Here is a 21,101-nt window from a genome sequence, read left to right on the forward strand (position 1 = left end):
GATTATTTACTCTGTAAGTAACTCTTCGCTTCGTTAATCAGGGCATCAGCAATTTTGCCGGTGTCCATTTTGAGTTCACCATTACGAATCGCGGTTTTCAGTTTTTCAACGCGTTCCATATTGATGTCATTAGCGCCCGCCTGCATCAGCTTGGTTTGCGAACCGCTGAGCGTGACGTTGGTGCTGTTTGCCGTCGTGGCGGTTTCCTGGCGCGTTTTCTGCGTCTGGGTTTCGTTAGTCTCACGCTGTTGAACGGTGTTAACCGGCTTCACAGAAGAGGTACGATCGATGCTCATAGTGTTTCCTCATTGAGGTTCGCGGCGTTTCGGGCCAGATTTCTTCAGTCTTACTAACTTATCGGCAGATAGCATTAGTTCTTTAAGTAATTTATAGGTTAATAAGAATATTCCCATCAGAATTAACCGTACCGCTTACTATCTGCCCTGAAGCCATGCGAACGCGCGCATTCTGCGCCACTGCCGCATTGTTCATCGCCTGACCTTCGCTGTTGACACTAAAACCATCTCCGGATGCTACAACTTGTACGCGCTGGCCGGCTTTAATTCGCCATGCCTGACGCACCATCGAAAGTTGAATCACCTGACCCGGTGCCAGATCGCGCAAACTTACCGCGTCCTGCGCCAGATTTATATCGAGCATTGTTCTCGGCGGCAGCTGATCGAGCCGCCCGCGCTGTAACGCCACGCTGCCGGGCTGCAATGTCGCGCCGCGTGCAACGGGCTGCACCGCCACGACATAGTTGCCGGTCGCCTGGACTTCCACCTGCACAAAGCGTTTTGTGCCTGCGCAGTTCGCCATCACATTCATATTGCCCCATAGCTTCGCGCCGCCCACGACGCTCAGGGTTGGCTCGTCGCATGCCGGTAACTGGCTCTGCGGGGTGCGAATATTGACCACCACCTCATCGCTAAAACCAGCCAGTCGCTGGGCGAAAAGCGACGTCAGCTGCGCCTGTAGATCTGCTGCCTGAGAAAAGGGACTTAATAACAATAAGATTGCGGCTACACCGCCTTTCAACGTGTTCATCGCAAAATGGGCCTGTTGAATCAGATGAGGAGATTTTAACCGTATTGCAAATCTATCAACGCAAAAAATAGCGACGCATTTTGCCCTTATTCCAACGATAAGTTTGCAAGGGGGGATTTAAGCTGTTGGCTAAATAATTGTCATCAGTGAGGGAGCCATGCTCGATAAACTTGATGCCGCACTGCGCTTTCAACAGGAAGCGCTGAACCTGAGCGCCCAGCGCCAGGAGATTCTGGCAGCAAATATTGCTAACGCCGACACCCCAGGGTTTCAGGCGCGCGATATCGATTTTTCCAGTGAATTAAAAAAAGTGATGGAGCGCGGTCGGGCTGAAGGCAGCGGTGTATCGCTGGCACTCACCTCTTCGCGCCATATTCCGGCGCAGGCGATGACCGGCCCGTCTACCGATCTGCTTTATCGCATTCCCGATCAACCATCGATGGATGGCAACACCGTCGATATGGATCGTGAACGTACCCAGTTCGCCGATAACAGCGTCAAATACCAGACCGGGTTGACCGTACTGGGCGGGCAGATCAAAAGCATGATGAGTGTTCTGCAACAGGGGAACTAATTAAATGGCATTACTGAATATCTTTGATGTCGCAGGCTCCGCGCTGACCGCACAGTCCAAACGCATGAACGTTGCCGCCAGTAACCTGGCGAACGCCGACAGCGTAACCGGACCAGACGGGCAGCCCTATCGCGCTAAACAGGTTGTCTTTCAGGTCGATGCAGCACCGGGCCAGGCAACGGGCGGCGTAAAAGTGGCAGATGTAATTGAAAGCCAGGCACCGGACAAGCTGGTGTATGAACCCGGTAACCCGCTGGCAGATGCAAGCGGTTACGTAAAAATGCCTAACGTTGATGTCGTGGGCGAAATGGTTAACAGCATGTCCGCATCGCGCAGCTACCAGGCGAACGTTGAAGTGCTGAACACCGTGAAGAGCATGATGCTCAAAACGCTCACTCTCGGTCAGTAAAGGGGCCCCGTATGTCTATCAGCGTGAATATTAACGACCCGATTAACAACGGCGTCTCGACGACCAGTAAAACGTCCGGTACATCGACCACCGGCACCAATAGCGCATCCGACCTTCAGGGCAGCTTTTTAACGCTGCTGGTTGCGCAGTTAAAGAACCAGGATCCGACCAACCCGCTGCAGAATAACGAGCTGACCACGCAGCTGGCGCAGATCAGCACCGTAAGCGGGATTGAGAAACTGAACACCACCCTCGGCTCCATCTCCGGACAGCTGGATAACAATCAGTCGCTGCAGGCCAGTACCCTGATTGGTCACGGCGTGATGATCCCGGGACAGACCGTACTGGTGGGCAAAGGCACCTCCACGCCGTTTGGCGTAGAACTGACGCAGACTGCCGACAAAGTGACCGCCATCGTGAGCGATAAGAGCGGTGCGCCGGTGCGGACTATTGAACTCGACGGTCTGAAAGCGGGCGTCCACACCTTCAGTTGGGACGGCAAAATGACAGATGGCAGCGTAGCACCGGATGGCTCATATACGGTCTCTATCGCGGCCAGCTCCGGCGCAACTCAGCTGGTTGCACAACCGCTGCAGTTTGCGCTGGTACAGGGTGTGACCCGCGGCGACAAGGGAAGCACACTGGATTTAGGTACTTACGGAAGTACCACACTCGACGAAGTACGACAGATTATTTAAAGCCTTTATACTTATCAGGAGTAAGTCATGGCCTTTTCACAAGCGGTCAGCGGCCTGAATGCTGCGGCCACCAACCTCGATGTCATTGGTAACAACATTGCCAACTCCGCCACCTATGGCTTTAAATCCGGATCTGCGTCCTTCGCCGATATGTTTGCCGGTTCTAAAGTGGGTCTGGGCGTTAAGGTGGCAGGCATTACCCAGGACTTCGCTGACGGCACCACCACCAACACCGGTCGCGGCCTCGACGTCGCGCTGAGCGGCAACGGCTTCTTCCGTGTGACCGACAGCAATGGTTCTGTTTACTACAGCCGTAACGGTCAGTTCAAACTCGACGAAAACCGCAACCTGGTTAACATGCAGGGTATGCAGGTGACCGGTTTCCCGGTAGCCGGCACACCGCCTGCGGTACAGAGCGGCGCAAACCCGTCGGCCATCACCATCCCTAACACCCTGATGGCGGCGAAAGCCACCACCACGGCGGCGATGCAGATGAACCTGAACTCAACGGACTCCACTCCGACGATCAAGCCGTTCGACCCGACGAACTCAGACTCCTACAACAAAAAAGGCACTGTCACCACCTATGACAGCCTGGGCAACTCCCATGCCGTTGACGTTTACTACGTTAAAAACAGCGCGAATAAATGGGATGTCTATACCCAGGACTCCAGCGTAGCGGGTTCGACTTACCAGAAAGCGGCGCAGATGACCTTTACCAGCAACGGTACGCTCTCTGCGGTCAACAACTACACCGAAGTACCACAGCCAGCGGGAGATCCGCGTGTCTGGACTCTGGATGGGACGGCTAACGCCCAGCCGCAGATCAACATCGGTCTGGCCAGCCTGAACGGTTCTGCTGCCAGCACCTTTAGCCTGAGCTTTTTGAACTCGATGCAGCAGAACACTGGCACCAGCGGTGTCGTCGCTATCAACCAGAACGGGTACGCGCCGGGTTCACTGGTGAGCTATGCCATTAACGATGACGGCACCGTGGTTGGGAGCTACTCCAACGAACAGTCGCAGCTGCTGGGTCAGATCGTGCTGGCGAACTTCGCCAACAACGAAGGCCTGCAGTCTCAGGGTGACAACGTCTGGTCCGCCACCAACTCCTCCGGCGTTGCGCTGCTCGGCACTGCCGGTACCGGTAACTTCGGCAAGCTGACCAACGGCGCGCTGGAAGCCTCAAACGTGGATCTGAGTAAAGAACTGGTCAACATGATCGTCGCGCAGCGTAACTATCAGTCGAACGCGCAGACTATCAAAACCCAGGACCAGATCCTTAACACGCTGGTTAACCTGCGTTAATCGACTGACGGGACGGCTTAATGGATCACGCAATATATACCGCGATGGGCGCAGCCAGCCAGACGCTGAATCAGCAGGCTGTCACCGCCAGCAACCTCGCGAATGCTTCCACACCGGGCTTTCGTGCCCAGCTCAACGCGCTGCGCGCGGTGCCGGTAGAAGGGCTTTCGCTGCCTACCCGCACGCTGGTGGTGGCCTCCACGCCTGGCGCCGATATGACGCCGGGTCAACTGGACTACACCTCACGCCCGCTGGATGTGGCGTTGCAGCAGGATGGTTGGCTGGCAGTGCAAACGGCGGACGGCTCGGAAGGTTACACCCGTAACGGCAATATCCAGGTGAGCCCGACCGGTCAGTTGACAATTCAGGGCCATCCAGTGATTGGCGAAGGCGGTCCGATCGCCGTACCGGAAGGGGCGCAGGTCACTATCGCCGCCGACGGTACGATTTCGGCGCTCAACCCTGGCGACGCGGCGAATACTATCGCCCCTGTCGGCAAGCTGAAGCTGGTCAAAGCCGAAGCGCGCGAAGTGGTACGCGGTGATGACGGTCTTTTCCGTCTGAGCCAGAGCGCGCAGGCGACCCGTGGCGCGACGTTACAGCCAGACCCCTCCATCCGCGTGCAGTCTGGCGTGCTGGAAGGCAGTAACGTGAAACCGGTTGAATCGATGACCGATATGATCGCCAGCGCGCGCCGTTTCGAAATGCAGATGAAGATCATCAGCAGCGTCGATGAAAACGAGCAGCGTGCTAACCAATTGCTGTCAATGAGCTAATAAACAGGACTACATATGATCAGTTCATTATGGATCGCAAAAACCGGCCTCGATGCCCAACAAACCAATATGGATGTCATCGCCAACAACCTGGCGAACGTCAGCACCAATGGTTTTAAGCGTCAGCGTGCGGTATTTGAAGATTTGATGTACCAGACGATCCGCCAGCCGGGCGCGCAATCTTCTGAACAGACGACGCTGCCTTCCGGTCTGCAGATCGGTACCGGCGTGCGTCCGGTTGCTACCGAGCGTCTGCACAGCCAGGGCAACCTCTCTCAGACCAATAACAGTAAAGATGTCGCCATTAAAGGCCAGGGCTTCTTCGAAGTTCTGCTGCCGGACGGCACCTCTGCTTACACCCGTGACGGCTCTTTCCAGGTGGATCAGAACGGCCAGCTGGTAACGGCGGGCGGTTTCCAGGTGCAGCCGGCTATCACCATCCCGGCGAACAGCCTCGGCATCACCATCGGTCGTGATGGTGTGGTGAGCGTGACGCAGCAGGGCGCGGCAGCACCGGTGCAGGTTGGTCAGTTAAACCTCACCACCTTTATGAACGACACCGGGCTTGAGAGCATCGGCGAGAACCTCTACACCGAAACCCAGTCCTCCGGCGCGCCAAACGGCACCACGCCTGGCCTGAACGGTGCGGGTCTGCTCTACCAGGGATTTGTGGAAACTTCAAACGTAAACGTTGCAGAAGAGCTGGTGAATATGATCCAGGTTCAGCGCGCATACGAAATTAACAGTAAAGCAGTATCGACTACCGATCAGATGCTGCAAAAACTGACGCAACTCTAAGGCGTTATCCGGTGCGGTAACCGCCGCACCGGAACCCTGATCTCGAAGATGAATGCAATGCAAAAATACGCCGTCCGCAGCTACCCGATAATGGCTTTAGTGGCATTAACCCTGACCGGGTGTGCCTGGGTTCCTTCTACACCGCTGGTGCAGGGGGCAACGACAGCTCAACCGATGCCCGGCCCCGTTCCGGTCGTCAATGGCTCGATTTATCAGACCGCGCAGCCGATTAACTACGGCTATCAGCCGCTGTTTGAAGATCGTCGTCCGCGTAACATTGGCGATACGCTGACTATCGTACTGCAGGAAAACGTGAGCGCCAGCAAGAGCTCGTCGGCCAACGCCAGCCGTGATGGTAAAGCCAGTTTTGGCGTAGACACCACACCGCGTTATCTCGAAGGTCTGTTTGGTAATGCTCGTGCCGATCTGGGTGCTTCAGGCAGCAACTCCTTCGGCGGCAAAGGCGGCGCCAACGCCAGTAACACCTTTAGCGGCACGTTGACCGTGACCGTCGATCAGGTGCTGATCAATGGCAATTTACATGTTGTGGGTGAAAAGCAGATCGCCATCAACCAGGGCACTGAGTTCATCCGCTTCTCCGGTGTCGTGAACCCACGCACCATCAGCGGCAGCAATAGCGTACCTTCCACCCAGGTGGCGGACGCGCGCATCGAGTACGTCGGCAACGGCTACATCAACGAAGCGCAGAATATGGGCTGGCTGCAGCGTTTCTTCCTTAACTTATCGCCGATGTAACCGGGGTGACCAATGTTTAAATATTTGACTGGTATGGTGTTCGTTCTGATGGCGACCTTCGCCCAGGCTGACCGTATCCGGGATCTCACCAGTGTACAGGGCGTACGTGAAAACTCCTTAATTGGCTACGGGCTGGTGGTTGGCCTGGATGGAACGGGCGACCAGACCACCCAGACGCCGTTTACCACCCAGACGCTGAACAACATGCTGTCGCAGATGGGCATTACCGTTCCGCAGGGCACCAACATGCAGCTGAAAAACGTGGCGGCAGTAATGGTCACGGCGCAGCTCCCGCCCTTTGGTCGCCAGGGGCAGACTATCGACGTGGTGGTCTCCTCAATGGGTAACGCCAAAAGCCTGCGCGGCGGTACGCTGCTGATGACCCCGCTGAAGGGCGTCGACAGCCAGGTCTATGCGCTGGCTCAGGGCAACATTCTCGTTGGCGGCGCGGGCGCGTCAGCCGGCGGCAGCAGCGTGCAGGTAAACCAGCTTAACGGCGGGCGCATTACCGGCGGTGCGGTGATTGAACGTGAGTTGCCAAGCCAGTTTGGTGCCAGCAACACCATCAACCTGCAGCTGAACCAGGAAGATTTCACCATGGCGCAGCAGATTGCTGACACCATCAACCGCGGGCGCGGCTATGGCAGCGCCACCGCGCTCGATGGCCGTACCGTTCAGGTGCGCGTCTCCTCCGGCGGCAGCTCGCAGGTTCGCGCCCTGGCGGATATCCAGAATATGGAAGTCGGCACCACGCAGCAGGACGCGAAGGTGATTGTGAACTCGCGCACCGGCTCGGTGGTAATGAACCGCGAAGTGTCGCTGGATAGCTGTGCCATTGCGCAGGGTAACCTCTCAGTTACCGTCAACCAGCAGAACAACGTTAGCCAGCCGAATACGCCATTTGGCGGCGGCCAGACCGTGGTGACACCGCAAACGCAGATTGACCTGCGCCAGAGCGGCGGCTCGCTGCAGAGCGTACGCTCCAGCGCCAACCTCAACAGCGTCGTGCGTGCCCTTAACGCCCTTGGTGCCTCGCCAATGGAGCTGATGTCGATTCTGCAGGCGATGCAGAGCGCCGGTTGCCTGCGTGCGAAACTGGAGATCATCTAATGTTGACCGACAGCCGAATGTTGACCAGCGCGGCATGGGACGCGCAATCGCTCAATGAACTGAAGTCGAAAGCCGGACAGGATCCGGCAGCCAACCTGCGCCCGGTGGCGCGTCAGGTGGAGGGGATGTTTGTGCAGATGATGCTGAAAAGCATGCGCGAAGCGTTGCCAAAAGACGGGATTTTCAGCAGTGATTCAACGCGGCTGTATACCAGCATGTATGACCAGCAGATCGCCCAGCAGATGACCGCCGGTAAAGGGCTGGGTCTCGCCGATATGATGGTGAAACAGATGACCGGCGATCGGGCACCGGTCGATCCGGCTGACCAGATGCAGCAGGTGCCGATGAAGTTCCCGCTGGAGACCGTCAACACCTATCAAAACCAGGCGCTGACACAGCTGGTGCGCAAAGCGATTCCCAAAGTGCCCGATGCGTCTGAAGTGGCTGAGGCGGGTAACGATCAGCCACTCTCCGGCGACAGCAAAGACTTCCTCGCCCAGCTTTCGCTCCCGGCGCGGCTGGCGAGCCAGCAGAGCGGCGTGCCGCACCACCTGATTCTGGCGCAGGCTGCGCTGGAATCAGGCTGGGGCCAGCGGCAGATCCCGCGCGAGAACGGCGAGCCGAGCTACAACATCTTCGGCGTTAAAGCGACCTCAAGCTGGAAAGGGCCGACCACTGAAATCACCACTACCGAATATGAAAACGGACAAGCGGTGAAGATCAAAGCCAAATTCCGTGTGTATAGCTCCTACCTGGAAGCGTTGTCCGACTATGTCGGCATGTTGACGCGTAACAAGCGCTACGCGGCGGTGACTACCGCAGCAACGGCGGAGCAGGGCGCGCAGGCGCTGCAGAGCGCAGGTTACGCAACCGATCCGCACTATGCCCGCAAGCTGACGTCAATGATCCAGCAGCTTAAATCGATGGGTGAAAAAGTGAGCAAAGCTTACAGCACAGATACACAAAATCTGTTCTAAAACGTCTCAAGTTTCACCCTGGGTTGCCGATAATCTTCAACAGGACTCATGTCTGAAAGTGTATAAGGAACCTCCATGTCCAGTTTGATTAACAGCGCAATGAGCGGGCTTAGCGCAGCCCAGGCCGCGCTCAACACCGCCAGTAATAACATTGCGAGTTATAACGTGGCGGGCTATACCCGTCAGACGACGGTGTTGACCAGTTCGAACAGCACGCTGACCGGTAGCGGCTACGTGGGCAATGGTGTCACCGTGACTGGCGTTCAGCGTGAGTATGACGCCTTTATTACCAACCAGCTGCGCGCGGCGCAAAACCAGAACAGCGGGTTGACCACGCGTTACGAGCAGATGTCAAAAATTGACGATGTGCTATCGGACACCACTAACTCCCTGGCAAGCAGCCTGCAGAGCTTCTTCTCCAGCATGCAGACGCTGGTGAGTAACGCCTCCGATCCCTCATCGCGCCAGGCGCTGCTCGGCAAAGCCGACGGTCTGGTAAACCAGTTTAAAGTGGCCGATCAGTATCTGCGTGACCAGGATAAACAGGTCAACTTATCTATCGCCACCAGCGTTGATCAGATCAACAACTACTCAAAGCAGATCGCTAACCTCAACCAGCAGATCTCTAAGCTGACTGCGGTAGGTGCAGGATCTTCGCCAAACGACCTGCTCGATCAGCGCGATCAACTGGTCAGCGAACTGAACAAAGTCGTCGGTGTAGAAGTCAGCACCCAGGATGGCAGCTATAACGTCAGCATGGGTAACGGTATTACCCTGGTACAGGGTAAAGAGGCGCGTCAACTGGCAGCGGTGCCTTCCAGCGCCGATCCGGCACGTACCACGCTGGCGTATGTAGATAAGATTGCTGGCAACGTTGAGATCCCGGAAAAGCAGGTGACTACCGGTTCGCTTGGCGGCCTGCTCTCATTCCGCACGCAGGATCTGGACCAGGCGCGTAATACGCTGGGCCAGCTGGCGCTCTCGTTCGCCGACTCCTTTAACCAGCAGCACGTTAAAGGCTTTGACGCAGACGGCGATGCGGGTGAGAAGTTCTTCAATATTGGTGAACCTTCTGCCACCTCGAACAGTAAAAATAGCGGTGACGCCACGCTAACCGCCTCTGTCAGCAACAGCTCTGCGGTACAGGCGACCGATTATAAAGTGGCTTTTGATGGCACTCAGTGGAACGTTACACGTCTGTCCAATAACACCACCATCGCGGTAACGCCGGATGCGACAGACGGTACGCTCAATTTTGATGGCCTGAAAGTCTCTATCAACAATGGCTCTACCGGTGCGAAAAAAGATGACAGCTTCACCATTCGTCCGGTAAGCAACGCGATTGTGAATATGAGCGTGGCGGTGACCGATGAGTCAAAAATCGCCATGGCGGGTACAGCGGGCAACGGCGCGAGCGACAACCGTAACGGTCAGGATCTGTTAAAGCTGCAGAGCGCGAAAGTGGTCGGCGGGAATAAGACCTTTAACGACTCCTATGCCACGCTGGTGAGTGATGTCGGGAACAAAACCGCGACGCTGAAAACCAGCAGCGCAACCCAGACTAACGTCGTGACCCAATTGAGTAACCAGCAGCAGTCTATCTCCGGGGTTAACCTCGATGAAGAGTACGGCAACCTGCAGCGTTTTCAGCAATATTACCTGGCCAATGCCCAGGTGCTGCAGACCGCAAGCACGTTGTTTGATGCCCTGCTGGCCATTCGTTAAGTAAGAGGTGAGTCATGCGTATTAGCACGCAAATGATGTATGAACAAAATATGCGCGGCGTAACCAATGCTCAGGGCAAATGGTTAGGATACGGCGAGCAGATGACAACCGGTCAGCGCGTTAACCGCCCGTCTGACGATCCGATCGCCGCGTCGCAGGCGGTGGTGATCTCTCAGGCGCAGGCGCAAAACGCGCAATACGACACCGCGCGTACCTTCGCGAAGCAGAAAGTGTCGCTGGAAGAGAGCGTGTTGCAGCAGGTGACTACGGCTATCACGGGTGCACAGGGCACCATCGTGAGAGCGGGCAATGCCTCGCTGAGTGATGATGACCGCGCCTCGCTGGCTACTGAACTACAGGGCTTCCGCGATCAGTTATTAAACCTCGCGAATAGCACCGACGGTAACGGCCGCTATATTTTTGCTGGCTACCGCACCGAAAGTAAGCCATATGATACCAGTGGTACCTATAGCGGCGGTAACGATGCCATTACCCAGCAGGTCGATTCCGCGCGTTCGATGGTGATCGCCCATACCGGTGATCAGGTGTTCAACGCCATCACCAGTAATGCCACCAAAGAGCCTGTCGATCCGGTAACCGGTGTCGCGCCCGCGCCGGAGAAGGATCTCTTTAAGATGCTGGATACGGCAATTGCGGCGCTGAAAACACCCGTGGCAGATGACGAGACAGCGAAAGAAGCAGCGAAGGCCGTGGTCGATAAGACCAGCCGTGGTCTGGGCAATTCGCTGAACAACGTGCTGAGTGTGCGCGCTGAGCTCGGTACCCAGCTCAATGAACTCGATACCCTTAACGCGCTTGGCGATGATCGCGAACTCTCCTTAAAGCAGCAGAAGAGCGACCTGATCGATGCCGACTGGAACTCAGTGATCTCCTCTTACACCATGCAACAAGCGGCGTTGCAGGCTTCTTATAAAGCCTTCACCGATATGCAGGGTATGTCACTGTTCCAGATGAATCGTTAATAACCTTTTTACTTTGGGCATATCCGGAAACTGGAGTATGTCTGCTATGCCCGCTCTGTCTCTCCAGCGCGGGCCTTTTTTTATCTATGCGCTCTGCCTCGCCTGCTCAAGCTTGCGGGCATCAAAGAGGCGAATCAGCAGTGCGATCAGCCCCGCCACGCTCGCCAGGATTACCACGCCCTGCCATGAGGCGATGGCATAGAGCTTACTTCCCAGCGCGGAACCCAGCGCCATACCGATAAATACCCCCGTAAAGAGCAGCGCATTGAGTCGTCCCCGCGCCTGCGGCTCCAGGCTGTAAACCAGGTTTTGATGCGCGACCAGGCTTGATTGTAGGCCAAGATCAAACCCAACCGCAGAGAGAGCAATCAGCGCCAGCTGGCCATGGGGCGGCAGGGCAGGGAGCAGGAACATCATCGCGAAGGAGACCGTTACCAGCCCTGCACCGAGCTGGGTCACGCGCTCTGCGCCCACTTTATCCGCCAGCCCACCGGCCAGTGGGGCGGCTAACGCCCCTGCGGCACCGGCAATACCGAATGTCCCGGCAACGGCGCTGCCCAGCTGATAGTGCTCAAGCAGCATCAGGGCGAGCGTAGACCAGAAGGCACTAAAGGCGATAGACAAAAAGCCCTGCGCCATCGCCGCGCGGCGCAGCGTCGGGTAGCGCTGCCAGAGGTGCGCCATTGAGCGCATCAGCGCCGGGTAGCTGAGTGTGGAGTGGGTGGCGAAGCGCGGTAAGACTGACCACATTAAGAGGCCAATCAGGGCGATGCTGACCGCCGCGAGCTGGTACATCACACGCCAGCCAAACGCCGCACCGACAAAGCCGCTGACCGTACGCGAAAGCAAAATACCCAGCAGCAGACCGGTCATTACCGTGCCGACCATTTTGCCCTGTTTCCCCTCCGGGGCGAGGATCGCCGCGGCTGGCACAATATCCTGCGCCATGGTGGCCGCCATGCCAATCAACAGGCTGACAATGAGTAGCGAGGGTAGATGGCTGGTCAGACTGCAGGCCAGCAGTAACACCGCCAGCGCTGCGCTTTTCACCACAATCAGGCGACGACGGTCGTGACGGTCGCCCAGCGGCAGCAGAAAGAGAATACCGAGCGCGTAACCGGCCTGGGTAAGCGTCGGCACCAGACCCATGCCATTGATGGTCAGATGCAGATCGCTGCCCATCAGCGGCAGCAGCGGCTGCGAGTAGTAGATGGCCGCGACGCTGAATCCTGCGCCGAGCGCCAGCGCAAAAAAGATGCCGTTTGCCATACCGGCAGAGAGTGAGTCATGTTTCATAGGGTGTCCCCGAAAAGATAATGCTGTGGGTGCGTAGCCAGGCTACGGAGTGGAGGCATTTTTACTCATGGCGCTCTGGTGCGGTAGTTAGCACAGTGGTAAAACGGTTATACGTGTAACGTATAGGCATAAAGATTATGAGGCGACAAGAGCGTATAGACCGGGTGGACTTAATGCGCACCTTTATCCGCATTGTAGAAGCGGGCTCGCTGTCGGCGGCGGCCCGCCAGCTGGAGACCACACAGGCGACGGTTAGCCGTCGATTGCAATCGCTGGAGACGCTGCTTGGCGTCAAGCTGCTGTTGCGCACTACCCACGCAATGAAGCTTACTGACGACGGCGAGCGCTGTTACCAGCATGCTAAACGGGTGGCAGATGCATGGGTCGCGCTGGAGGACGATCTCAGCCAGTCCGACGACGAGCCGGTCGGCATGCTGCGGGTGCGCGCACCCCATGCTTTTGGCCAGCAGCAGTTGCTGGTGCCGCTGACGCAGTTTCTTGAACGTCATCCGCAGCTGACAGTGGAGTGGATGCTGAATGATAAAACCGTCGATTTTCTTAGCGCCAATATCGATTGCGCTATCCGCGTCGGGGCAGAGGTCGATCCGGCCACCGTATCGGTGTTGCTGGCGGAGGTGCCGCGCAGCCTGGTGGCGTCGCCCGCACTACTGGAGCGCTTCCCCGCTATCGAGACACCGCAACAGCTGAGCCACTTACCGTGGGTGGCACTGAGTACCTTCTACCAGCATCAAATCGCGCTCTATGCGCAGGATGATGAACAAACGGTGCAAATAGCCATCTCTCCGCGCTTGTTTACAGACAGTCTTTACGCCGCGCGTAATACGGCACTCGCCGGGCTGGGCGTGACGTTAATCTCCAGTTGGGCGGTGGAAGAGGATATTCGCAGCGGCAAACTGGTGTCGCTTCTACCGGATTGGCAGGCGGCGCCATTACCGGTCCATCTTGTCTATCCGTGGGCGCGCTACTATCCGGCGCGGCTGCGAAAATTTCTACAATTGATGCGGGAAGTGATGCCGGGGCTGAGCGGGATGCGCCAGCCGGAACTGCGGGCATAAAAAAGCCGACCCTGAGGTCGGCTTGTTGTAGCGTTTAACTTACTCGACTGCTGGCGGCTTAGTGGCCGGCGCGGTGGCGGTATGCGTGGCGCTGTGGCCGCCCGCAGAACCTTTACCATCGAAGTTGAACGCCGGGCGAACCCAATCGCTGTGGCGCGGTGCTTCCTGTACATACGCAGGGGCAGGCGCTTTGGTCATCGGCGCGGTTGCATGGGCGTGTACAACTACCGGTGCGTCGGCTTTCACCGGCGCAGGCGCTTCAGCTTTCACCGGCGCAGGCGCTTCAGCTTTCGCCGCAGCAGGGGCTTCGGCTTGCGCTGGAACAGGCGCTTCAACTTTCGCCGGCGCAACTTCTTCCTCAGCCGGTGCAGACGCAGCCTCTTCCTTCACTGGCTCGGCCTCTTCGACAACCTGCTCTGCAACAGGGCGATCTTCTTCAGCAATCAGCTGTGGCTGTTCGTCTACCGGGGCAGAGATCGCTTCCGGATGGGTCGTTTCAACCTCGACCGGCGCTGGCTCTGCAACCGCTGCCTGCGGTTCAACCACTTCTGGCTGCTCGCTAACAGGCGCGGCTTCAACCGGAGCCTGCGGCTCAACAACATCAGCCTGCGCGGCGGTGACCAGCTGTGCTTCCGCTACGGCAGGGGCAACTTCATGCTCTGGTGCATGCTGCTGCTCGGTTTCCAGCGCGCTAGTGTGCTGGATCTCTTGCTGCTCTTCCTGCGCACGTGGCACCGGATAGCGAACCCATACTTTACCGGAAGCCATCTCCGGCGAGGCGCAGGCAACGGTCAGCGGCATTGCGGACTGTACCGGGTAGCGCTCGTCACGGTAGCGACGGCGGCGTTGACCGCTGACGCGCAGGTGACGCGGGGAGCGGCGTGAGCGGCGCGGCATGGTGTTTTCACGCGCTTCGCCGTTCTCTTCCTGCTCATGAACCGGCGCGTTTTCAGCCACAGCTGGCAGATCGAGTTTCGCCACCTGAGTATGCTGCTGCTCCGGTGCGCTCTCCACGACGGTTTCGTCGACCACGGTTTCAGCACGGTTATCATCGATGCGTACTTTCTGGCTCAGCTGACGCTGTTTGCGGCGCGGCATTACCTGAACACGCTCTTCCTGTTCCGTCTCCTGAGCTGGCAGCTCTTCGCGGTTCAGCTCTTTGACTTCCTGCTGCGCCTGACGCTTATCATCGCCACGGCGACGGTTGCGTTCACGACGCGACGGCTGCTGCTCGTCGCGGGTTTTCGCTTTATCCGACTCGTCTGTGACGGTGTTCTGGCGTGGCTCGCGATTTTCCGCGTTCTGCTGCGGTTTTTCGCGGCGGTTACGGCGGTTATCTTCGCGACCTTCGCGGCTCTCACGACCCTCGCGGTTATCACGATTATCGCGGCTTTCGCGACCTTCACGCCCCTCGTTGCCTTCGCTACGGGAGTCACGGCGATCGTTACGGTCGCGACGGTTGTTTTGACGCGGTTTACGGCGCTCCTGCGTACGCTCAGGTTTCGCCTCTTTCTTCTCTTCCTTCACTTCAACCGGCGCAGGCGCTTCTTCGCCAGCGAAGAGGTTTTTCAGGGCAGAGACGATGCGGCCAAACAGACCCGGTGCTGCGGTTGAGGTGGCGGCAGGCTGTGCCTGGGCTGCGGGTACAGGCTCCTGGGCTTGCGGCACAGGCGGCACGTCCGGCATCACAAAGGTTGCGAGGGCAGGCTGCTCAGGCAGTTTACGCTCGGCATACTCCTCTTCGGATGGCAGCGCCATCTCCTCTTCATGCAGCTTCGGCAGCAGGTAGCTGAGGGTTGGCGTCTCTTCGCCTTTACGGACGCGCAGCACCGAGTAGTGCGGCGTTTCCATCTGATCGTTCGGCACGATGACGCAGCGCACGCCGCCCTGACGGGCTTCGATAGCGCTGACGGCGGCACGTTTTTCGTTCAGCAGGTAAGAGGCAACAGGCACCGGCACAATAGCGTGCACTTCCTGGGTGTTCTCTTTCAGCGCTTCTTCTTCAATCAGACGCAGAATGGAGAGCGACAGGGATTCGTTGTCACGGATGGTACCCGTACCGCTACAGCGCGGGCAGACGTGATGGCTGGACTCACCCAGCGACGGGCTAAGACGCTGGCGGGACATCTCCAGCAGGCCGAAGCGGGAGATATGGCTGATCTGAATACGCGCGCGATCCTGACGTACCGCTTCACGCAGACGGTTTTCAACCGCGCGCTGGTGGCGGACTGGGGTCATATCGATAAAGTCGATAACGATCAGGCCGCCGAGGTCGCGCAGACGCAGCTGGCGAGCAATCTCATCTGCCGCTTCGAGGTTGGTATTAAACGCCGTCTCTTCAATATCGCCGCCGCGGGTTGCGCGAGCGGAGTTGATATCGATGGCGGTCAGCGCTTCAGTGCTGTCGATAACAATCGAGCCGCCGGACGGCAGACGCACTTCACGCTGGAAGGCGGATTCGATTTGCGACTCAATCTGATAGTGGCTGAACAGCGGGATTTCACCGGTGTAGAGCTTAATTTTGCTGCTGAAATCCGGACGGCCCAGCGCAGCGATATGCTGGCGAGCCAGCTCAAGCACTTTCGGGTTATCAATCAGAATTTCACCAATGTCCTGGCGCAGATAGTCGCGGAAGGCGCGAACGATAACGTTGCTCTCCTGATGAATCAGGAAGGGAGCCGGGCGGCTCTCTGCGGCTTTCTGGATCGCTTCCCAGTGTTTCAGGCGGAAGCTGAGATCCCACTGCAGCGCTTCGGCAGATTTGCCGACGCCTGCGGTACGCACGATAAGACCCATGCCATCCGGCAGTTCAAGGCTAGACAGCGCCTCTTTCAGCTCGGTACGGTCGTCGCCTTCGATACGGCGAGAGATGCCGCCCGCCCGCGGGTTATTCGGCATCAGAACGAGGTAACTACCGGCGAGGCTGATAAAGGTGGTCAGCGCTGCGCCTTTGTTGCCGCGCTCTTCTTTGTCAATCTGGACGATAACTTCCTGGCCTTCACGCAGCACATCTTTGATGTTCGGACGGCCATGCGCGTTGTAGTTGGCGGGGAAGTATTCGCGGGCGATCTCTTTGAGGGGGAGGAAACCGTGACGTTCAGCGCCGTAGTCAACGAAGGCAGCTTCAAGGCTCGGTTCAATGCGGGTAATTTTACCTTTGTAGATATTGGCTTTTTTCTGTTCATGCCCGGGGCTTTCGATATCCAGGTCGTACAGACGTTGCCCATCAACAAGTGCGACACGCAACTCTTCTTGCTGAGTTGCGTTGATTAACATTCTTTTCATCGTAACTTACTCATTATTCTTACATTGACGACTAAGCTGCGGGCAAGATTATGCCTTTCCGGGGAGAACCGATGGCCTCGAGTCTATTCCGCGTCGCCAACCTCACGGTTGTCGCTCGCTTAAGAGGCGCAGTGTGTCGGTTGCCTGCATTTCCTGTGGAAAATACAGCGCAATTATTAGGGGAACAGCCTGGGAAAAACTCTCCAGAGAAGATTCCATCTACCGGTAAGGACTGCAACCCGCAGCCCGCTAACTGCCTGAAAGCTCAATACGTCTTACGCCATTGCTGCGTGTATGATCGGACAGGCAAAACTGGTCATTCCGCTCATTTACTTGTTTTAGCAAAATTCAACACGGAAAACGGCAACATTATTCCCTGCGAACCCTGTTATAGCAAGCTGACTTTTACCATTTATCACCCGGTTACTCACAGTTTCTTCACCTTTGCACGGAGATTGGTTTAATAACCACCGACTCAACGGTGTGAAACGCTGTTTACCGAATGTAATAGTCAATATAAGCATATAAAAATGAGTGGCGCTATTTAGCGTGGCTATTTAGAATCGCCTCCCATGAAAACTGAGACACTAACCGTAAAATTTGTTGCTATCACCGCAGACGAAGCGGGGCAACGCATCGATAACTTTTTGCGTACGCAGTTAAAGGGCGTACCGAAGAGCATGATCTACCGTATTTTGCGTAAAGGCGAAGTACGAGTGAACAAAAAGCGCGTAAAACCAGAGTATAAACTGGAAGATGGCGATGAGATTCGTATCCCGCCGGTGCGCGTTGCCGAAAAAGAAGAAGAGGCGGTCTCCCCGCACCTGCAAAAGGTCGCCCAGCTTAAGGACGTCATCCTCTACGAAGATGATCATATTCTGGTGCTGAATAAACCCTCTGGCACGGCGGTACACGGCGGTAGCGGCCTCAGTTTTGGTGTGATCGAAGGGCTGCGTGCGTTGCGCCCGGAAGCGCGCTTCCTCGAACTGGTTCATCGCCTCGATCGCGATACCTCCGGCGTGCTGCTGGTGGCGAAAAAGCGCTCGGCGCTGCGTTCGCTCCATGAGCAGCTGCGCGGCAAAGAGATGCAGAAAGATTACCTGGCGCTGGTGCGCGGTCAGTGGCAATCCCACGTGAAAACCGTACAGGCACCGTTGCTGAAAAATATTCTGCAGAGCGGCGAGCGGATTGTGCGGGTGAACAGCGAAGGTAAGCCGTCGGAAACACGCTTCAAGGTGGAAGAGCGCTACGCTTTCGCCACGCTGGTTCGCTGCAGCCCGGTAACGGGGCGTACGCATCAAATTCGCGTCCATACCCAGCATGCGGGGCATCCGATCGCCTTTGACGACCGCTACGGCGACCGCGAGTTTGATAAGCAGCTCGCCTCAACCGGCCTGTCGCGCCTCTTCCTGCACGCAGCGGCACTGAAGTTTACCCACCCGGCAACCGGCGAGACGCTGCGCATCGAAGCGCCGCTCGACAATGCCCTCAAGCACTGCCTGACGACGCTGCGTAACGCAAAGTAAGCGCTTTCCCCTCCGTCATGGAGGGGACCGCTTACGGCTTCAGCCACCTGTCCAGCCACGGAAAGACCTCATCCTGCTGCTGTTGATAAAAAACATGGCCCAGCTCCGGCCAGCTTTTCGTCACCAGTTTATCCTCGGCATGCTGCGACGCCCAGACGCGGTGTACTTTCTCAAAGGCCTCTTCGACCGCCTGCGGCGGGAAGAGCTTATCTTTGCCGCCGCTGAAGATCAGCATCGGCTTCGGCGCAGCGATGCTGGCGAGGTCGGGAATATCCATCAGCGCTGGCATACCAGGGTGCAACATATAAAAGGCGGACTGCCCGCGCAGCACATTATTACCGGGTTGCATCAGGCCGTTGTAAGTGCCGAACCATGAAATCACCGCCGTTGCGGCCACCTTGTCGTTGAGGGCAGCCAGTTGCCAGGCGCGGAAACCGCCCATTGAGAAGCCCAGCACGCCGACGCGCTTGCTGTCGACCCCCGCATGGGCGGCGATAAAATCGACGGTGCGCATATCTTCATATGCTACTTCGCCCGCAAGGGATCGGCCCAGATTGAAGTAGTTGCTGGCCAGCGCCTGCTGCTGTTCATAGACCATCGGGCCGCGATCGCCCCAGCCGGGGCTGTCGATGGCGATCACCGCATATCCACGCTGTGCCAGCTCGTCACCGATAAATTTCCCGCTAAAGAACTTATCCGCCCATGCCTGCGCACTGGCGAGCTTTTTAGCATCGTTCCATGGTTTGATGAGCTTCTCTTTGCCTATATCAAATTTCGAACCGTGATCGTGCAGCAGCACGACTGCTGGATGAGGGCCGGGCGTTTTCGGCATCAGCAGCAAGGCCGAAATGCGGTTGTCGTCAGTAATGTTCAGCGCCAGTTTTTCGGCGGTGTAGCTGCCGCGATCCTCTTTACTGATTGTTTCAGGCGCGAAGATTTTAGTGGCATCGGGGGTGAGCAGGGCGGCACGAAAGCGCTGACGGCTCTCTGTTTGCCATTGATTAAAATCGGTGTAATGGCCGGAGAGCCAGGAGTCCGGGTAGAGCATATGCGCTTTCAGCGCGGGCCAGCTTGCCGGGAGATTGCCCTCGACAACGCCCTCGGTTTGCCACGTCTCTTGCGCACTGGCCGCAGCGGAAATCAGTAACGCGGCGGCCAGCGCCCCTTTGCATGACATCTTCATTAGTATCCCTCAAATTAAAACGATGTTTTAATATTTGGGGTGACTCTACAGGTCGTTTACTAAACAATCTGTGATCGCTTAAGCATTAGCTTAACAATGGGTTGCGCTCCTCACGCCGCAGCATCTGGCAAAGCGCAATCAGCGGCAGGCCGACCAGCGTATTTGGGTCGCGCCCTTCAAGGCGTTCGAACAGCGCGATGCCCAGTCCTTCGCTTTTAAAACTCCCGGCACAATTAAGCGGACGCTCTTTACGTACATAATCCTCAATCTCCTGCTCATTTAAATGGCGGAAGTGGACATCGAAGGGTTCGCACTCCGTTTGTAGATGCCCGGTCGCCGAATTATAAAGCGCCAGGCCCGTATAGAAGGTGACAATATTGCCGCTCGCTTTCAGCAATTGTTGGCGAGCATTCTCTTCCGTATGCGGTTTGCCGTTAATTTCGCCATTTAGTACGCACACCTGGTCGGAGCCAATTATTAGGTGATGCGGATATTTCTCCGCCAGCGACTGCGCTTTTTGCTGAGCAAGGCGCAGCACAAGGTGGCGGGGCGTTTCACCGGGGTGTGGCGTTTCATCGGTTTGCGGCGCTGCGCACTCAAAGGGCAGGCCAAGTTTTTCCAGCAAGGCGCGACGATAGGGTGAAGTTGAAGCAAGAATAAGAGGAGACATATTTTTTCCACCAAATATGGCTTAACGATGAGAGGCAAATTAAACTGTAGGCCGCAATGTGTGCGAATAATTGGCAAAAGGCAACCGCAGGCTGCCTTTTTCTTTGACTCTATGACGTTACAAAGTTAATATGCGCGCCCTATGCAAAAGGTAAAATTACCCCTGACTCTTGATCCGGTTCGTACCGCTCAAAAACGCCTTGATTATGAGGGTGTCTACACTCTCGATCAGGTCGAGCGCGTCGCCGAATCTGTTGTCAGCGTAGAAACTGATGTGGAGTGCTCCATGTCGTTTGCTATCGATAATCAGCGTCTGGCGGTGTTAACCGGCGATGCGAAGGTTACGGTAGCGCTCGAGTGCCAGCGCTGCGGGAAACCGTTCACCCATCATGTCTACACAACGTATTGTTTTAGTCCTGTGCGTTCAGACGAACAGGCTGAAGCACTGCCGGAAGCGTATGAGCCGATTGAGGTTAACGAATTCGGCGAAATCGATCTGCGGGCGTTGGTTGAGGATGAAATCATTCTCTCCCTGCCTGTAGTTCCGGTGCATGATTCTGAACACTGTGAAGTGTCCGAGGCGGACATGGTCTTTGGGGAGTTGCCTGATGAAGCGCAAAAACCCAATCCATTTGCCGTATTAGCCAGCTTAAAGCGTAAGTAATTGAGGAGTAAGGTCCATGGCCGTACAACAGAATAAACCAACCCGTTCCAAACGTGGCATGCGTCGTTCCCATGACGCGCTGACCGCAGTCACCAGCCTGTCTGTAGACAAAACTTCTGGTGAAACCCACCTGCGTCACCACATGACCGCTGACGGTTTCTACCGCGGTCGCAAGGTTATCACTAAGTAATCACGCGCAAGCGTGATGAAGCTTAGTGAGGCTTTCCCCGCTCTGGCGGGG

General features: G+C 56.8%; 22 protein-coding genes. 16 read left to right on the forward strand and 6 right to left on the reverse strand.

Features of this window, described 5'->3' with window-relative positions:
* Window positions 1-2: 2 nt before the first annotated feature.
* Both flgM and flgA read right to left on the reverse strand, forming a co-directional pair.
* A complete protein-coding gene (gene flgM, locus HF650_RS09235) occupies window positions 3-296 on the reverse strand; it encodes a flagellar biosynthesis anti-sigma factor FlgM (RefSeq protein WP_187802092.1) in 294 nt (97 codons plus the stop codon).
* A 91-nt stretch (window positions 297-387) separates the two neighbouring features.
* The gene (gene flgA, locus HF650_RS09240; protein ID WP_187802093.1) at window positions 388-1,047 is read right to left on the reverse strand and encodes a flagellar basal body P-ring formation chaperone FlgA; all 660 of its coding nucleotides are present in this window, start codon (window positions 1,045-1,047) and stop codon (window positions 388-390) included.
* 157 nt (window positions 1,048-1,204) lie between these two features.
* On the opposite strand from flgA, the gene flgB reads away from it, so the two are divergent.
* From flgB to flgL, 11 genes are all read left to right on the forward strand, one after another.
* Entirely contained in the window at window positions 1,205-1,621 is a 417-nt protein-coding gene (gene flgB / locus HF650_RS09245; RefSeq protein ID WP_187802094.1) for a flagellar basal body rod protein FlgB, read from the forward strand.
* Between the two features lie 4 nt (window positions 1,622-1,625).
* Window positions 1,626-2,030, forward strand: a complete 405-nt coding sequence (gene flgC / locus HF650_RS09250; RefSeq protein WP_023481372.1) for a flagellar basal body rod protein FlgC — start codon at window positions 1,626-1,628, stop codon at window positions 2,028-2,030.
* Between the two features lie 11 nt (window positions 2,031-2,041).
* Window positions 2,042-2,728 (forward strand): flagellar hook assembly protein FlgD, encoded by a 687-nt coding sequence (flgD, locus tag HF650_RS09255; protein ID WP_187802095.1) that lies wholly within the window; start codon window positions 2,042-2,044, stop codon window positions 2,726-2,728.
* A 27-nt stretch (window positions 2,729-2,755) separates the two neighbouring features.
* Window positions 2,756-4,036 (forward strand): flagellar hook protein FlgE, encoded by a 1,281-nt coding sequence (gene flgE / locus HF650_RS09260; RefSeq protein WP_187802096.1) that lies wholly within the window; start codon window positions 2,756-2,758, stop codon window positions 4,034-4,036.
* A 20-nt stretch (window positions 4,037-4,056) separates the two neighbouring features.
* On the forward strand, window positions 4,057-4,812 hold the full coding sequence (locus tag HF650_RS09265) for a flagellar basal body rod protein FlgF (protein ID WP_187802097.1): 756 nt from the start codon (window positions 4,057-4,059) through the stop codon (window positions 4,810-4,812).
* Between the two features lie 15 nt (window positions 4,813-4,827).
* On the forward strand, window positions 4,828-5,610 hold the full coding sequence (gene flgG / locus HF650_RS09270) for a flagellar basal-body rod protein FlgG (protein ID WP_023481502.1): 783 nt from the start codon (window positions 4,828-4,830) through the stop codon (window positions 5,608-5,610).
* A gap of 57 nt (window positions 5,611-5,667) precedes the next feature.
* The gene (locus tag HF650_RS09275; protein ID WP_187802098.1) at window positions 5,668-6,366 is read left to right on the forward strand and encodes a flagellar basal body L-ring protein FlgH; all 699 of its coding nucleotides are present in this window, start codon (window positions 5,668-5,670) and stop codon (window positions 6,364-6,366) included.
* A 12-nt stretch (window positions 6,367-6,378) separates the two neighbouring features.
* On the forward strand, window positions 6,379-7,476 hold the full coding sequence (locus HF650_RS09280) for a flagellar basal body P-ring protein FlgI (RefSeq protein WP_187802099.1): 1,098 nt from the start codon (window positions 6,379-6,381) through the stop codon (window positions 7,474-7,476).
* A complete protein-coding gene (flgJ, locus tag HF650_RS09285; RefSeq protein ID WP_187802100.1) occupies window positions 7,476-8,453 on the forward strand; it encodes a flagellar assembly peptidoglycan hydrolase FlgJ in 978 nt (325 codons plus the stop codon). Before HF650_RS09280 ends, flgJ begins: the two co-directional genes overlap by 1 nt.
* A gap of 75 nt (window positions 8,454-8,528) precedes the next feature.
* On the forward strand, window positions 8,529-10,178 hold the full coding sequence (flgK, locus tag HF650_RS09290; protein ID WP_187802101.1) for a flagellar hook-associated protein FlgK: 1,650 nt from the start codon (window positions 8,529-8,531) through the stop codon (window positions 10,176-10,178).
* 14 nt (window positions 10,179-10,192) lie between these two features.
* Window positions 10,193-11,161 (forward strand): flagellar hook-associated protein FlgL, encoded by a 969-nt coding sequence (gene flgL / locus HF650_RS09295; protein ID WP_187802102.1) that lies wholly within the window; start codon window positions 10,193-10,195, stop codon window positions 11,159-11,161.
* Window positions 11,162-11,245: 84 nt separating this feature from the next.
* Here the strand turns inward: flgL and HF650_RS09300 are convergent, their stop codons facing one another.
* Window positions 11,246-12,457, reverse strand: coding sequence for an MFS transporter (locus HF650_RS09300; protein ID WP_187802103.1), 1,212 nt, complete (start codon window positions 12,455-12,457; stop codon window positions 11,246-11,248).
* A 137-nt stretch (window positions 12,458-12,594) separates the two neighbouring features.
* Between HF650_RS09300 and HF650_RS09305 the strand changes: the two genes are divergently transcribed.
* Window positions 12,595-13,533: a LysR family transcriptional regulator gene (locus HF650_RS09305; RefSeq protein ID WP_187802104.1), complete on the forward strand. Its 939-nt coding sequence runs from the start codon at window positions 12,595-12,597 to the stop codon at window positions 13,531-13,533.
* 39 nt (window positions 13,534-13,572) lie between these two features.
* Here HF650_RS09305 and rne read toward each other — a convergent pair whose 3' ends face one another.
* Entirely contained in the window at window positions 13,573-16,818 is a 3,246-nt protein-coding gene (gene rne / locus HF650_RS09310) for a ribonuclease E (RefSeq protein WP_187802105.1), read from the reverse strand.
* Window positions 16,819-16,889: 71 nt separating this feature from the next.
* Here rne and HF650_RS09315 point away from each other — a divergent pair, with 71 nt between their 5' ends.
* Window positions 16,890-17,282: a hypothetical protein gene (locus HF650_RS09315; RefSeq protein WP_187802106.1), complete on the forward strand. Its 393-nt coding sequence runs from the start codon at window positions 16,890-16,892 to the stop codon at window positions 17,280-17,282.
* A gap of 108 nt (window positions 17,283-17,390) precedes the next feature.
* Window positions 17,391-18,344, forward strand: coding sequence for a 23S rRNA pseudouridine(955/2504/2580) synthase RluC (rluC, locus tag HF650_RS09320; protein WP_187802107.1), 954 nt, complete (start codon window positions 17,391-17,393; stop codon window positions 18,342-18,344).
* 31 nt (window positions 18,345-18,375) lie between these two features.
* Here rluC and HF650_RS09325 read toward each other — a convergent pair whose 3' ends face one another.
* Entirely contained in the window at window positions 18,376-19,521 is a 1,146-nt protein-coding gene (locus HF650_RS09325; protein WP_187802646.1) for an alpha/beta fold hydrolase, read from the reverse strand.
* Between the two features lie 91 nt (window positions 19,522-19,612).
* Window positions 19,613-20,197 (reverse strand): nucleoside triphosphate pyrophosphatase, encoded by a 585-nt coding sequence (locus HF650_RS09330; protein WP_124968673.1) that lies wholly within the window; start codon window positions 20,195-20,197, stop codon window positions 19,613-19,615.
* 141 nt (window positions 20,198-20,338) lie between these two features.
* Here HF650_RS09330 and yceD point away from each other — a divergent pair, with 141 nt between their 5' ends.
* Both yceD and rpmF read left to right on the forward strand, forming a co-directional pair.
* A complete protein-coding gene (gene yceD / locus HF650_RS09335; RefSeq protein ID WP_187802108.1) occupies window positions 20,339-20,860 on the forward strand; it encodes a 23S rRNA accumulation protein YceD in 522 nt (173 codons plus the stop codon).
* 16 nt (window positions 20,861-20,876) lie between these two features.
* Window positions 20,877-21,050 (forward strand): 50S ribosomal protein L32, encoded by a 174-nt coding sequence (gene rpmF / locus HF650_RS09340; protein WP_006819481.1) that lies wholly within the window; start codon window positions 20,877-20,879, stop codon window positions 21,048-21,050.
* Window positions 21,051-21,101: the final 51 nt, after the last annotated feature.

The sequence above is a fragment of the Kosakonia sp. SMBL-WEM22 genome (genome assembly GCF_014490785.1).
Lineage (GTDB): Bacteria > Pseudomonadota > Gammaproteobacteria > Enterobacterales > Enterobacteriaceae > Kosakonia.